We start from the raw sequence: 12,602 nt of genomic DNA on the forward strand, positions 1-12,602 counted from the left end.
GTTACCTACCTTTGCCCATGTTGATTACCTTTGATTGACGGCATGTGCCCGCCAGTCGTTGTCGGTCAATGTGAAGATGATTTCCGCCTCGTCGCGCCCGCGCAGCCGCGGGACGCGGTGGCTGTCAAAGCCGAAGCGCCTGGCGATCGCGATCATGCCGGAATTGTGCTCGGACACGCGCAGCACCACCATCTGGCAGCCGATCTCATCCAGCGGATAGCCGAACATCGCTTTCAACACCGGCCGCGTCAGCCAGCGCTTGCTGGTTGCGGCAGCAGAAAGCTCGATGACACCCGCTTCCGGCGCATAATTGTGAAAGACCACGCCGGCAATCAGCATGTCGTCTTCCATCACGCCCAAGCTGGTGAAGTCGGAAAAACCGCGCTCGCAGCCGTCGATGTGGCCGGCGACGAAATCAGCGATCGCCTGGTTTGCCGCCGGGTTGCCGGCGCCACCCCAAATGATGGTCATGTGCTCGCCTCGCCCGCTGCCACCTGCAGTGTCGCAAGGTCAACCTCAAGATCAAGCTTTGCCGGCCCGCCCGAGGTGATCACGCAACCGACCGCAAGCATGTCGCCGGCTGCCCGCACGTTCTGGCGAAAGCTGTAGCGTTGCTGCTGAGATACCCCGTCCCAGACGCCGACGTCCCAAAGCCCCACGTCCCATTCGGATGACCTGGCATCGCCGGCAGTGACGGCGGTAAAACTCGGGATCGCCTTGTCGAAATCGGCCCGCGCAAAGAGACGAACCTTCGGCTCGGATTTCGCCCGGAAATACATGTGCGCCATGGTTGCTGTCGTGCGCTGGCCGAATTGGCCTGCGGACGCAAATTGCGACAGGTACGCGGCCGTAAAGGTCAGCCCGTCATCCGTGCCCGACGTATCGCCCTGCCAGCAAAGACCATTGAGCGAGCCGAAGAACAGGCCGCCCTGCAGGGTCTCGTAGCAGGTCGCCTGCCAATTGCTGATGGTTGACCAGCGACCGTTCAGCACGTTGAGCACGAAAGTCGTGTCACTGACCATGGCGTTGGCCGGAAAGGCGATGAAGACCAGGTTCTGCTCCGGCCATTGCTTCACCACCCAGCCGGCACCCGTTGCATTTGCAGCCCTTCGCCAGTCGTCTTCGATCGGTCGCGACACCGACACCTGGCTCAGCGCCTGCCGGTCGCGCTGAAACACCTGCGAGATCGGCGTCAGGCCGTCGCTGGTGGCGATCAGGATGTCGCCGCCGGCGCGGATCCAGGCATTTTTGCCGAGCGGCCGGCCGATCTGGTAGACGCCCTTCAATGCAAAGCTGTTGGCGTCGCTGGGGTCGGAGCCCGCATAGACTGCCACCTCCCCTTCGGTCGAGACGAACACGCAGAGATCAGAAAGGCCATCGCCGCTCTCGAGCGACCAGGAAAATCCGGTCAGGAGCGAACCGCCCTTTTTCATCACGCCGCCCAGCGGAAACACCGCGGCCGCCCCGCCGATGGAATTGACCGGCAGATAGTAGGCATCGAGCGTGGCGTTCTTCAGGAAGAACTGCCGGTTCTTGAAAAGCCAGCCGTAGTTCAGCTGCGCCGCCGTCGTCGCGTCGGTAAAGGTAATCGCCGGCGTCGTCGCCCAGGTGCTGCCGTTATAGACGCGACGCTGATCGGCGCCATTGAGGCAGATGAGGAAGGAGTTGCCGGAATTGGTGTGCTGGAAGGTGCACCAGTCGCCACTTGTCAGGCCGCCCGTAGCTGCCGCCTTGGTCGCCGGCGGCGCTGCCGGCGAGGTCATGTCGTAGATTGCCGTATCGGTTGCCATGAACAGCTTTTCGAGCGCGCCGTATTTGTATCTGAACGCGCTGCGGATCGTGCCGCCGTCGAGCGCCTTGCCGCGTTTCTGCGAGCCCCCGCGGATGCGGCAACCCACCAGCGTCGGCAGGAAGTTGCGCAAGACGGTCGCCGAACTCGGTTGCTGCGAGGCCATGTCTGCCGTCGTCACCAGCCCGTTCTTGGGCGCGGGAAACGTGATCGGCTGCGATGTCTGCTGGCGCCCGATGGCGACCGCCCCGCGGTTGCTCTGCCCGGTCCGGCCGGGCCTCACCTCCATTCTCATGTTGCCCCCCGGTCGGCGTTGATCTCCTGGATCAGGTCGGCCTCGAATTCGGCAAGGCTGTCGTCATAGGGCAGCCCCTTCTGGCGCTTCCATCGCCAGACAATGCCCTTGGCCAGCAGTCGCTCGGCAAACAGCGGCCGGTCGTCGTCGGCCTTCAGCGTGTCGCGCTCCTCGAAGGGATCGCCAAGCACCCAGTTTCTGGAGACGTAGTCGACGATGGCGCCAGGGCCGGCAGAAGCCGGAGACAGCAGGAGCTGGTTGTCTCTGATGAAGAAATAGGGTTGCGCGGGAGCGGCCGCGGCAATCACAGCCCATTGCGAGCTGTTGGTGATCGGCCGAAAGAAGCTGCCGGTGGCGGTGCGGACAGCGCCGCCGGGTGTCAGGCGCTGGTAGTCCATCGGCAGGCCCTGCGGCAGGGTCAACACGAAATGCTGCTTCAGCATGCGCTGCCAGTCGCTTCGGCGCGAGATCTCGTCTCCGGCCTCCTGCGCCAGCGCCACCATTGCCCGCGATATTGCGCCGCCAGCTGCTCGCCCGAGCCCTTGTCGTGCTGCAGGCCGTCATGCGGCCAAGACCACGGCAGCCAGACGCCCCAGGGCTTCAATGCCGCCGCATGAATGATCGGCGTCGCCTCGCGCTCGCGGTAAACCTTGGTCACGTAGAAGACGTCGGCGTCGCGGTCCCAGGCGCAGGCCGCGGCGGCAAAGGGGTGATCCCAGCCGAAGTCGAGCCCGCCGATCTGCACCCAATGCTTCGGGATTTCGAACGGGTCGATGCGGACCTGCTCCTCGGTCACCGGGAAGATCCGGCCCGAACCCAGCGTCGGCACGCCCTTGGTGCGCGCTTCCTTCTCATGCGCCGGGTAGCTGGCGATGATCTTCGCCCGCTCCTCAGGCGTGTAATGTTCGGCATCGTCGATCGTCATCGTCACCACCGTCCTGTCGTCGGAAGGCTCCAGCAGATAGCGGCTGACCACCGAGCTCATGCCCTTCAGCGGCGTAAAGGTCACGGCGACCGAGCCGCCGGTCGCATTGGTGCGGGTGATGCCTTCGAAATAGACGTCCTCCGGCGGCTCCTCGTCGAACCAGACATAGTCCACCGTGTTCGCCTGCCATTTGGCGCGGCCCTGTTCGTAGGCCTTCAGGAGCAACGTCGAGGTGCCGCCCGAAGCATGGTGCACCGTCACGCTGTCGAGCGCGCCCGATGCGCTCGACCTGCGCGTCCAGCCGGCAATTGCCGCCTTCGGGATATAGCCGGTGCCCCACTCCTCCTCGCTCATTGGCGGGCCGACGAGCAGCCGCTGCACGCCATCGCGTGTCAGCTCGTGCGACTCCGAGCCGCCGATCATCGTGATCGGTCGGTCGAACCGTCCGCCCGCCCACCAATGAGGATAGTCTCCGGTCAGGTGCATCGCCGCTTCCGCGGCCCCTGCCAGGGTCTTGCCGAGCTGGTTTCCGGCCATGAACAGCCGCTCGCGAAAGGTCGCACCCGCCTCATGAAAGACAGTCTGCCTGGCATAGGGCCGATAATAGCGCAGCCTATTCGTGTTCTGCCGCCGCCCGATCTCCATCGCCAGCTCCATCCGCTCCCTGAGCAGCGAGGAAAGGCTTGATCTTGGCGTCGAGCTTGCGGATGCGCTCGAGGAGTTGTTCATCCGTCATCTCCCCGATCTGGTTGACATTGACTGTCACGTCCTTCGGCATCAGCGAGGCCACGGCTTTCAGGAAATCGTGCGGGCTCTTTTCGATCAGCGCGTGGATCGCCGCTGCCCCCCGGCTCTCCCAGGCGCAAAGCATATCGTCGAGAAAGAGCTCGCCGAGCTTGGAGCGCACCGCCTTGCGGGCGCGCGTTCGCGCAGGTGCTCCCGCCCCGATGGGGGTTCCAACCCGCGGCTCGCGCGGCAGGAAGCGCCCCGTCTTCGGGTCCTTGGCTGGTTTTCCGATACTCATGAGGAGGACTCCCATGCAGCACCGATGGCACCGCAAAGCTCTTTAAAGTCGCTCAGGCATCCGCGCGCGCAGCAAGCGGCAAACGGGCAACAGCCTTCCGATATCCACGGGAAATTGCGCAGACCCACTTGACCTTAGGTTGTATTATGTCACCAATACTAATTTACAGGCCGCGCATTCGCGGCACCCGGTGCGGCCAAAGGCGCCTCACACCGGATGAGACAGGTGAGTTGGAGAGATAAAGCGTTCAAGTTACAGCATAATTTATCCATTTTATCGTCCCGATTTTGAGGAATTATGCCGATGAATAAGACGGGTGTCTGATGATCCAAAACGCAGTCAGAAGGTTGAAGACCATTTTCACGCCGCGGCTGTCCGCCGCAAATGTCTCGCCAAGGTTGCTCGAACTCGCCACCTCAGGAAATCTCGACGCCCAGGCGGTGCTGGGGGAAATCTATTTCAACGATGGCCGCGAGGAGAACTACGCCGCATCCTACCACTGGAACGGACAGGCTGCCCGCCAAGGCCACGCCGCCTCACAAGCCCGCCTCGCAACGATCTATCACCAGGGCCTCGGCATCGAGCCTGACCCGCAGGAGGCGCTTCGCTGGTGGCGCAGCGCGGCGCACAAGGGTCATGATGTTGCCCGCCAAGCAATCGACAGGCACAACCAGTATGACGGTGGTGTCGACCTGAACACGGCGCCGGCCGGCTTCCGGGCGGCACTCGATCCTCGCGGGAGGCCCCGGGGGGCGGCCAAAGGAACACCCGCAGACAGCCTGTCGCCGCAGGCGCTGGAGATATCGGAAGAAGAACAGATTGATGGACGCCGCAGCTGAGCAGACGAGCGACACCGCGTCGGCAGAGTTATCGACATTAACCCGCGGTCTCAGCCCCCTGAAGCTGAGCAACATGGCTTTGACCTACCTTCATCAATCAACTGCCCCCGATAGGAGCAGCGACGACGAATGATCCAGCACTTATGGACGTGGCTGCGTGCAATTTTCGCCGGGAAGGCCCGTCGACGGCCTGTGTTGGCCGATCCGCCGCCGCCAGGCGCCACGATCATAGCACCGAGACTGATGAAACTCGCCAAGGGCGGAAACGTCGACGCACAAGCGGCGCTCGGAGAGCATTTTTTCGGCGATATCGAAGAAAACCTGGCTGCCGCCTACTACTGGAATGGGCTGGCTGCGCGCGGCGGCCACATCGGCGCTCAAGGGCGGCTGGCCACGATTTACCACGAGGGGCTAGGCGTCGAGCGCAACCCCAAGGAGGCGTTCCGCTGGTGGTATAGCGCGGCCCTTCGGGACCATCACGGTGCGCAGTTAATGATTGCCGTCTCCTACGAACTTGGCGGCGTCGTGGAGGCTGATCTGGAAGAAGCTGCCTACTGGATATCCCGTTCGTACTTCCGCGCAGGCGGTCGTCCCGAGGGCCTCGACTTTGTCGGTGCCTATTACGAATCGGTCTTACGGAAGTTATCCGAGGAGCAACGTCTTCGCGTTGCTGAACGCTTGCGTCACCTCGCAGAAACGACGTCACGATAAGCGTCGCCTGGCGACATTATCCACGTCGCGCAAACGCGTACGGCGGTCCTTCCAGCAACGACAAGACGCGAACAGGGCACGCCCTCCCAAGAAGCCGAGAAGCACGTCAGGCGCGTCAGGCGCGTCGGCTAATTCGAGAGAGAGAGAGAGAGAGAGAGAGAGACGCACACACACACAGATCTGGATGGACAGCCGCGGGCTGCAACCGGCCGGAGCGCGATCGACCGGCTCGTGCCTTCCAAAAATGAAAAAGGCCGCTTCGATTACGAAACGACCATCCTGTAATATCCTTAGCCCGGCTCCGGTAGAATGGCAACCCCTTCGAGCAAGATTTGTTCTAGTTTCGTTCTTTTTTTTCGTGGCGCCCGCCTGCCCGGCCACTGGGTCATCAAAGGCGCGTGAGGTCGCCGCTTTCTCGCGATTTTGGCTTGCCGACATCAGGCGTTGAATGCCGGGGCGCATCGAGCGAATCCTTGAGATTGCGCCGTCCACGAGAACTGGCACCGCCACCTCACTGACCGGCGACGCTCGCAGACGCTGCCGTTCGCCCCATGCTGGGATTTCGCGACCACGCATCCGCAGCGAGCCATCCTCAAATCTCGCCGGACATTTCCAACCTGCTCGGAACAACTCAAGCGCCACCTTCGTTGCCCCTTTCGGATGAGCCTTCGCCGGCACTGCTTATCGGTTAGGGATAACGTGCAGGTATTTGGTTGCACGCGTCCGATTGTGTTATCATCGTTTCCGGGAGGAGAATGTCATGGAGAATTTCTTCGCACTACTCGCCGTTGTCATCGGTTCCGCCGTGCTGGGGCTTGCGCTTGCCTACGGCATGCGCCGCCAGAGAGACAGCCACCCGCCACCCAAGCACGACGACGCCACGCTGAAATTCTAGGCGCTCACGCCGTGCCTGTACCCTCCAGCTTGCGCACCCGCCGCTGCTTGGGCGAAGCCATGTCTTCGCCACCAAGTCACTTCTGAGCCTGCCACCAACCCTCTGATCTGCGCCCAGAACGAACCTTTCACGGCCATGATACGGAACCATTCGGCCGTTTGCCGCTTACTCCTTGGCTACGATCAAGGAGATGTGACCATGCCCCGAACAACGCTGAAGCCACGCCTCATTCCGGATAACGAAGCCAACGACTTGCCGGACGTCCCTGCGGATCAGATCCCCGATGGTGACGACCTGCCGCCGGCAGACCAGGGTCGCGTGCCCCCGGTGCCGAGCCGCGACGAGGCAAATCTCGAGAACGACGAGGCCCTTCCGGATGACGCGGAAGAAGAAGCCCTTGACCGCGATCCGTCGCGGCAGGCCACCCGCTTCGATGAAACCCTGCCCGACCAGGACTGAGGCAACGCCGCCTTCTGCGTGACACCCCGATCTGACACGCCCGAACCACAGTGTGGCAAAGCCGGCCCCCCGGCTCCGCCATCGCACGCCCGCCCCTCACATTGCCGGCAAGTTCAGCTCTCGGCCGTCGAAACGGTGGCCGATGTCAGCGTTCCCTGGTGGAACAGCATCTGCCACCGGCCCGCCGTCCGCTTCCAGATGGAGGATCGCAGCGCCTGCCGTTGCGACCCGTCACCCGCCCGGCGAATGGTCCTGTAGGTGAGCAACACGGCGTCCGAACAGATCGGCGTCAGCGCAAAATCCGTCGCCTCAAGTTCACCTTCATCAGGCTCATCATCCTCTTCACAGAGAAGCTCGATCGTCTCTGCGCGATGGTACGTCGTTCCCGATGCGCCGAATTCCATGAAACCTTCGGCAAGCAGCGCCTCGACGGCCGCTCTCGAGCGGCGCACCTCGGGCCGATGCAGCGCCTCCTCGAGCGCCCGGATGTCATCAAGTTGGACAGGAAGATCAGCCATATTCCTCACGCCTTCTTTTGAGACCGCGCGCGCTCATGCGCGTGCCCATGTCTGCGATGCGGCCAGGCATCGACACAAGAGCCAGGCCGGGCAGTCCGCGCCAAGTTCTCTGCGATAGCGCACGCCGGCGCGCAAACGCCAGGCAAATGTCCGAACCCGAACACGGGACGCGGCGAGACCAGAGCGGTAAACCTTCGCTAACCAACATGCACCGCGTCCTGCCGTCCTCACGTCGAAATACGGCATCTGCCGTATTCCCGGCAGCCCATCCGCGCCGTACGTCCAACGAGCCGCGTCGCGTCAACGCTCCGGCGGGTCGCCGCGGCCGAAATCCCGCCTGGGCCGAAACCATGTGTAGAAACCAAGGAAACAGCGATGAAGACAATCATCCTAGCCGCTGCCGCATCGTTCGCCCTGACGGCGAGCGCCATGGCAGCAACGCCCCCAAACTCAACCCTGAACGCCAAGCCTGCGAAGGCCGAACGGGCTGGTACCGTCGCAATCGAACTGGCGAAGGGGCCCAACCGGACGAGCAGACCGTCGCCGCCAAGCCACGGCAAGGGCTACTCGTTGTGAGCCGTCGCGCGGGGAACGTTCGCGTTAATGCCGCCTGGCAGAGCCTCAATCCGCGGCGCGTCGTCGCGCTCATGACCGCTGCTTTGTCGGCTTGGCAATTTCGCCGACGGACACCGGAACTCCTCCGGCCGCAGGCGCCGCTCGAAGGTCAACTTTGACGGCGAGGACGGGAAGCACCCCGCGCATGCCCCGACAAAGACCCCGCCGATCGCAGCCGACCGGCGGGTTTCGTCTCGCTCAATAATAGGGCGAGTAGCACTGTTGCCGCGGGCCGCCATAAGGCTGGAACGAGTTGTCCCAGGCACGGTAGGAGCGGTAGCGGTCATAGCACCAGTTTGTATGCCGCGGGTTCACGCCGGTCTCGACGCGCCGCGGCGGAGCGGCAATCGCGCCGCCGATGATGGCGCCTGCGCCGAAGGCTGCCAGCGGATACCACCAGCCGTCATTGTGGCGGCGATATCCATCGCGGTAGCCGCGATAACCCCGGTGACCATTGTACCAGCCATAGCGATAGCCGCCGCTGCCCTGCCAGCCCGGCCGCGTGCGATAGCCGCCATCCCAGTGTGGCCGTGGACGGTGGCCCCCGTCCCAACCCGGGCGCGGCCGGTACCCGCCGTCCCAGCCGGGACGCGGTCGATATCCACCATGGTTCCAGCCCGGCCGAGGGCGATGTCGGTCGCCGCCCCATTCGCGATACTGCACGTTCGTAACGTCGCTCTGCTGCCGCAGCTGGACGGCCGCAACCGGCATGGCATTCGCAGGCGTGTAGCTCGTCAGAGCCGTCACCGCCGCAAGGATCACAATGCCTATCTTCTTCATCTCGACACCTATCCGTTTCGAATAGGCGCAAGCTATGCCCCCCGGACGTGAACCCGTGGTGAATGCGCTCATCATCATATTAGCATGTAAAAACATTCGGATATCGACGACAGCTCGTCTCATTGACGAACCACGACGGCATGCCTGTGGATCTTGCGATGCGAATATCTTGCTCGCCGCGGCGGTCGCTATATCTTGCCGTGAGGGCCTTCCCGGACCACATCGGCGACACCACCTCAGCGCGGCAAGGCATGGCGCAAAGTGTACGCCACCGCCTTGCGCGGGCTAGCCGTCCATACCGCTACGGCCCTGCAGAAAAAAGTTTGGGCGGATTGTCGGCCCCTGCGTGGCCCGTTCGTCATTTAGGCATGAGGGGCCGCTTTGGCCTTGTCGATCAGAGGAGAAAAGACCATGCGCGTGATAGTAATGGTGAAGGCGACCGAGGACAGCGAAGCGGGCAAGATGCCCTCGACAGAGCTGCTCGAAGCGATGGGCAAGTTCAACGAAGAGCTGGTCAATGCCGGCATCATGCAGGCCGGCGAAGGCCTGCACCCGTCGTCCAGGGGCAAGCGCGTCGCCTTCGACGGCGCAAGCCGCATCGTCATCGACGGCCCCTTCACCGAGACCAAGGAACTGGTCGCCGGCTTCTGGATCTGGCAGGTCAAGGACATGGACGAGGCGATCGCCTGGGTGAAACGCTGCCCCAATCCGATGCCCGGCCCGAGCGAAATCGAAATCCGCCCGGTCTTCGAGGCCGCCGACTTCGGCGACGCGCTCACCCCTGAAATCATCGAGCGCGACGACCGCCTGCGCGAACGCATCGGCGGCAACTGAGGCGGCGTTTCGGCCCAATGCATTTCGGGCAGTCGGGATTCCATCAATCCCGGCTGTCGACACCGGCAGCAGAGCCCCGTCGTTTCGGCTGCGTCCTTGCCGCCACCATCTGGCGATCATCCGGCGAAAGCCCCGGCCGCTCCCCGGCCTGGAGCGCGTTCATCGCACCCACGCGCCAAAAGACAATCGGGTTTAGCCATTCCTCACTTCACGGGGGCATCCGCATGAAGTGGACTTATTGATGCGGATAAGCGGATAAGATGCCCTGGAATAGAAGTGCGACCGCACAATTCCTTAAATCGGAAACGATTGAAGGAGAAAATTATGCAGCAAGTTTAAAGCGTTACAGCGTCCCTTGCGCGCCACATTTGACGCGCGGCGTTGTAGAGCGCCGTGCGTTCACCCGAACGCACTAAGGACGCTCCAGCGTGTTCTTGTAGATGATCCCGTCCTTCATGATGATCTTGAAGTTGCTGGCGGCATCGGCCACCAGGTCGAGATTCTCCAGCGGGTTGCCATCGACAAGCAGGATATCCGCAAGCGCGCCTTCCTCGATCACGCCGAGCTTTCCCGGATAGGGATTGCGTGGGCCGGATAGCGCCAGCAACTCCGCATTCGTTCCGGTCGCCATGGTGAGCGCTTCGGCAGGCGTGTACCAACGCTTGAGCGAGGCCAGGATTGCCCCCTGCTGCTGCGCCAAGGCGCGGGAGAACAGGACATCGGTGCCCCACGCGGTCTTGATCTTGTACTTCTTCGCCAGTTCGTAGGTCCTGCCGATGCCCGGCCACACCTCATCCGCCTTGGCCCGCTCGACCGAACCTTTCGCAAAGCCTTGCCGCAGCAGCTCGGGAAGCGGCTGAAGGCTGAGCCAGATGCCCTTGTCGGCAATGAGCTTGGCGGTTTCCTCATCCATCAGAAAACCATGTTCGATGCACTTCACGCCGGCTGCAATCGCTATTCTGATCGCATGCGACGTGAAGGCGTGCGCGGCGACATAGGTGCCCCAATTGTCGGCGATTTCCACCGCGGCCCGCAGCTCGGGCTCGGTAAAGGTGGTCACATCGAGCGGGCTGTGGGGTGACGACACCCCGCCTCCCGCCGTCACCTTGATCAGCGCTGCCCCTTGCATGAGCTGCTCACGGACCCGCAAGCGCACCTCGTCGGGGCTGTCGACCACGATGGCCCCGCCGACCTGCTCCATCCGGGCGAACGGGCCACCGATCACCCGCGGCAGCTCGGACATCTGGCGGAAATCTCCATGTCCGCTGGTCACGGTGAGCATGGCGCCGGAAGGATAGATGCGCGGTCCCTCGACGATGCCGGTGTCGATCGCGCGCTTGAGGCCGAACACCGGCCCCCCCACGTCGCGCACGGTGGTAAAGCCGCGCATCAGCGTGTCCGTCGCCTCGTCGCCCGCAGCCAGATTGTTGAAGCCGACGTCACCAAACGACTCTGCCGGAGTGGACCGCGCCAGCATGGCGTGCCAGTGCGCATCGATAAGGCCCGGCATCAGCGTTCGGCCGTTGCCGGCAACGCGAAGGGCGCCCCCTGCCTCCACGGGGTCTGTCGAGATCCGAGCGATCACATTGCCTTTGACCAGCACATTCGACGGAGCAGACAGCGAGGTCGCTCCTTTCCCATCGAAGATGCGGACGTTTTCGAAGAGCACATCATCCGCCCATGCCGCCGGGCAGACCCCAAGCACGAGAATTGCCGCAAGCCACCGTCTGCTGGATAGCAGCACCATGAAAGCTGCGCGGGCATAAGAGGACACGGCGACGGCGCGGGACAATGCGTGCGCCACAAACGTGGCCTTCATCAACGCCTGCGATTCCAGAGATCTGATACACACGGCAATTCTCCAACCTTGAGGGAGGGATGGGTCGTGGCAAGCGAGAAACTGCAGCATTCATTGCGATAGGGCTGAGGCGCGAGCCACCGCTCGTCCACGCAATTGCAAGGCCATTTTTGCAGTCAGGCCATTGCAATGCGGCACCCGACGATATCAACGTCTGCTTTTGGGTACAAGCAGACGTTGATGACGCAAACCGAAGCATCGCTTGGATCATGGTTGCACCAAGGCCGCCACGGCGCGATCCCGCCTCAGACGACAGCGCGTGCCTTGTCGGACGCGCAAAGATCGGTGGATCTCCGCCACAAGGGTTGGGTTAGGGGGAGCGAATCCACTCCCGGGCATTCTCAGGATTTGGCGGAAGCCTGAAGCGGCCCTGCCAGAGGCCGCTCCCCGGCAAAGGGCTCGCGCCGGTCACACCGCCTCCTTCTGCCTCGAAAGCCCAAGATGCCAATGCAACTCGGTCAGGCCGCGCTTCAGCCAGGCCAGCTGCGGCTCCGGCATGGTGCGCAGCACCTCGTAGTCCATGACGCAGACGTTGAAGACCGTCGTTTTCACCCGTGGCCCTTCCGGCAGCTTCAGGAGCACGCCCTCGAGTTCCATCATCCGGTTGGTCGCAGCCCTTGCTGCCCGCATCCGCTCAGTGGTCGCCTCGCCTTCAAACCCTTTGACGCTGAACAGCGACTGCGCCCTGACGCTTGCGAAGGGAATGCCGGTCAGGCTGTAGTAACGCGCCATCTGCCGGGCATATTCGTCGCCGGCCTCGCGCTCATGGGCGGTCAGCTTGCCGTCTAGGAACATCCGCCCGAGCGTGTAGCCGGCGAAGGGACTGCCGGCATCCACGCCCTTCATTCCCGAAAAGTGCTGACGCTGCCGCGCCGCGATGGCGACCGAGCGCACCTCTCGTTCCGTTTCGCCGTGCTTGATCTGCCCGCCGGGATAGCGCGCGACGTCCGCCTTGCGCGGCCGCCCCGCCTTGCTTGCCCGCTTGATGCGAATGCGTTCTGCCTTGGATGTCATCGTCTTCTTTCCTTCTGCTCGTCTGCGTTCCATTGCCCATGCGCAT

At 63.1% G+C, this 12,602-nt stretch carries 14 protein-coding genes and 1 pseudogene; 6 read left to right on the forward strand and 9 right to left on the reverse strand.

The features are described 5' to 3' along the window. Positions 1-24 precede the first annotated feature (24 nt). From AC07UR_RS11060 to AC07UR_RS11080, 5 genes and pseudogenes are all read right to left on the reverse strand, one after another. Positions 25-471 (reverse strand): GNAT family N-acetyltransferase, encoded by a 447-nt coding sequence (locus AC07UR_RS11060; RefSeq protein WP_209791454.1) that lies wholly within the window; start codon positions 469-471, stop codon positions 25-27. After that, entirely contained in the window at positions 468-2,078 is a 1,611-nt protein-coding gene (locus AC07UR_RS11065) for a hypothetical protein (RefSeq protein ID WP_494700041.1), read from the reverse strand. The genes AC07UR_RS11060 and AC07UR_RS11065 overlap by 4 nt, the downstream gene beginning before the upstream one ends. A gap of 2 nt (positions 2,079-2,080) precedes the next feature. Beyond that, positions 2,081-2,527: a hypothetical protein gene (locus tag AC07UR_RS11070; RefSeq protein WP_209791456.1), complete on the reverse strand. Its 447-nt coding sequence runs from the start codon at positions 2,525-2,527 to the stop codon at positions 2,081-2,083. Between the two features lie 59 nt (positions 2,528-2,586). Continuing rightward, positions 2,587-3,738: pseudogene (locus AC07UR_RS11075) on the reverse strand (terminase large subunit domain-containing protein); the annotation flags it as partial. Then, positions 3,623-4,033 (reverse strand): hypothetical protein, encoded by a 411-nt coding sequence (locus tag AC07UR_RS11080; protein ID WP_209791457.1) that lies wholly within the window; start codon positions 4,031-4,033, stop codon positions 3,623-3,625. The gene AC07UR_RS11080 and the pseudogene AC07UR_RS11075, both read right to left, overlap by 116 nt. 323 nt (positions 4,034-4,356) lie before the next feature. Here AC07UR_RS11080 and AC07UR_RS11085 point away from each other — a divergent pair, with 323 nt between their 5' ends. From AC07UR_RS11085 to AC07UR_RS11100, 4 genes are all read left to right on the forward strand, one after another. Beyond that, the gene (locus AC07UR_RS11085) at positions 4,357-4,872 is read left to right on the forward strand and encodes a tetratricopeptide repeat protein (protein ID WP_209791458.1); all 516 of its coding nucleotides are present in this window, start codon (positions 4,357-4,359) and stop codon (positions 4,870-4,872) included. 243 nt (positions 4,873-5,115) lie between these two features. Next, a complete protein-coding gene (locus tag AC07UR_RS11090; protein ID WP_494700032.1) occupies positions 5,116-5,583 on the forward strand; it encodes a tetratricopeptide repeat protein in 468 nt (155 codons plus the stop codon). Between the two features lie 760 nt (positions 5,584-6,343). Continuing rightward, positions 6,344-6,478, forward strand: a complete 135-nt coding sequence (locus AC07UR_RS11095; RefSeq protein WP_255569852.1) for a hypothetical protein — start codon at positions 6,344-6,346, stop codon at positions 6,476-6,478. A 198-nt stretch (positions 6,479-6,676) separates the two neighbouring features. Beyond that, positions 6,677-6,937, forward strand: a complete 261-nt coding sequence (locus AC07UR_RS11100) for a hypothetical protein (RefSeq protein ID WP_209791459.1) — start codon at positions 6,677-6,679, stop codon at positions 6,935-6,937. Between the two features lie 113 nt (positions 6,938-7,050). Here AC07UR_RS11100 and AC07UR_RS11105 read toward each other — a convergent pair whose 3' ends face one another. Continuing rightward, entirely contained in the window at positions 7,051-7,455 is a 405-nt protein-coding gene (locus AC07UR_RS11105) for a nuclear transport factor 2 family protein (protein ID WP_209791460.1), read from the reverse strand. 375 nt (positions 7,456-7,830) lie between these two features. Here AC07UR_RS11105 and AC07UR_RS11110 point away from each other — a divergent pair, with 375 nt between their 5' ends. Beyond that, entirely contained in the window at positions 7,831-8,031 is a 201-nt protein-coding gene (locus AC07UR_RS11110) for a hypothetical protein (protein WP_209791461.1), read from the forward strand. A 237-nt stretch (positions 8,032-8,268) separates the two neighbouring features. On the opposite strand, the gene AC07UR_RS11115 is transcribed toward AC07UR_RS11110, so the two are convergent. Then, positions 8,269-8,850, reverse strand: coding sequence for a BA14K family protein (locus tag AC07UR_RS11115; RefSeq protein ID WP_209791462.1), 582 nt, complete (start codon positions 8,848-8,850; stop codon positions 8,269-8,271). Between the two features lie 411 nt (positions 8,851-9,261). On the opposite strand from AC07UR_RS11115, the gene AC07UR_RS11120 reads away from it, so the two are divergent. Next, the gene (locus AC07UR_RS11120; RefSeq protein ID WP_115421266.1) at positions 9,262-9,684 is read left to right on the forward strand and encodes a YciI family protein; all 423 of its coding nucleotides are present in this window, start codon (positions 9,262-9,264) and stop codon (positions 9,682-9,684) included. A 412-nt stretch (positions 9,685-10,096) separates the two neighbouring features. Here the strand turns inward: AC07UR_RS11120 and AC07UR_RS11125 are convergent, their stop codons facing one another. Continuing rightward, positions 10,097-11,431: a metal-dependent hydrolase family protein gene (locus AC07UR_RS11125; RefSeq protein ID WP_234941973.1), complete on the reverse strand. Its 1,335-nt coding sequence runs from the start codon at positions 11,429-11,431 to the stop codon at positions 10,097-10,099. 519 nt (positions 11,432-11,950) lie between these two features. Then, the gene (locus AC07UR_RS11130) at positions 11,951-12,556 is read right to left on the reverse strand and encodes a hypothetical protein (protein ID WP_209791463.1); all 606 of its coding nucleotides are present in this window, start codon (positions 12,554-12,556) and stop codon (positions 11,951-11,953) included. Positions 12,557-12,602: the final 46 nt, after the last annotated feature.

This window comes from Ensifer sp. GW821-FHT05G01 (genome assembly GCF_059419585.1).

Bases quoted from the DNA above. Each gene is read 5' to 3' on its own strand.
- AC07UR_RS11060 (WP_209791454.1), bottom strand. From the start codon at position 471: ATGACCATCATTTGGGGTGGCGCCGGCAACCCGGCGGCAAACCAGGCG.
- AC07UR_RS11065 (WP_494700041.1), bottom strand. From the start codon at position 2,078: ATGGAGGTGAGGCCCGGCCGGACCGGGCAGAGCAACCGCGGGGCGGTC.
- AC07UR_RS11070 (WP_209791456.1), bottom strand. From the start codon at position 2,527: ATGCTGAAGCAGCATTTCGTGTTGACCCTGCCGCAGGGCCTGCCGATG.
- AC07UR_RS11080 (WP_209791457.1), bottom strand. From the start codon at position 4,033: ATGAGTATCGGAAAACCAGCCAAGGACCCGAAGACGGGGCGCTTCCTG.
- AC07UR_RS11085 (WP_209791458.1), top strand. From the start codon at position 4,357: ATGATCCAAAACGCAGTCAGAAGGTTGAAGACCATTTTCACGCCGCGG.
- AC07UR_RS11090 (WP_494700032.1), top strand. From the start codon at position 5,116: ATGAAACTCGCCAAGGGCGGAAACGTCGACGCACAAGCGGCGCTCGGA.
- AC07UR_RS11095 (WP_255569852.1), top strand. From the start codon at position 6,344: ATGGAGAATTTCTTCGCACTACTCGCCGTTGTCATCGGTTCCGCCGTG.
- AC07UR_RS11100 (WP_209791459.1), top strand. From the start codon at position 6,677: ATGCCCCGAACAACGCTGAAGCCACGCCTCATTCCGGATAACGAAGCC.
- AC07UR_RS11105 (WP_209791460.1), bottom strand. From the start codon at position 7,455: ATGGCTGATCTTCCTGTCCAACTTGATGACATCCGGGCGCTCGAGGAG.
- AC07UR_RS11110 (WP_209791461.1), top strand. From the start codon at position 7,831: ATGAAGACAATCATCCTAGCCGCTGCCGCATCGTTCGCCCTGACGGCG.
- AC07UR_RS11115 (WP_209791462.1), bottom strand. From the start codon at position 8,850: ATGAAGAAGATAGGCATTGTGATCCTTGCGGCGGTGACGGCTCTGACG.
- AC07UR_RS11120 (WP_115421266.1), top strand. From the start codon at position 9,262: ATGCGCGTGATAGTAATGGTGAAGGCGACCGAGGACAGCGAAGCGGGC.
- AC07UR_RS11125 (WP_234941973.1), bottom strand. From the start codon at position 11,431: ATGGTGCTGCTATCCAGCAGACGGTGGCTTGCGGCAATTCTCGTGCTT.
- AC07UR_RS11130 (WP_209791463.1), bottom strand. From the start codon at position 12,556: ATGACATCCAAGGCAGAACGCATTCGCATCAAGCGGGCAAGCAAGGCG.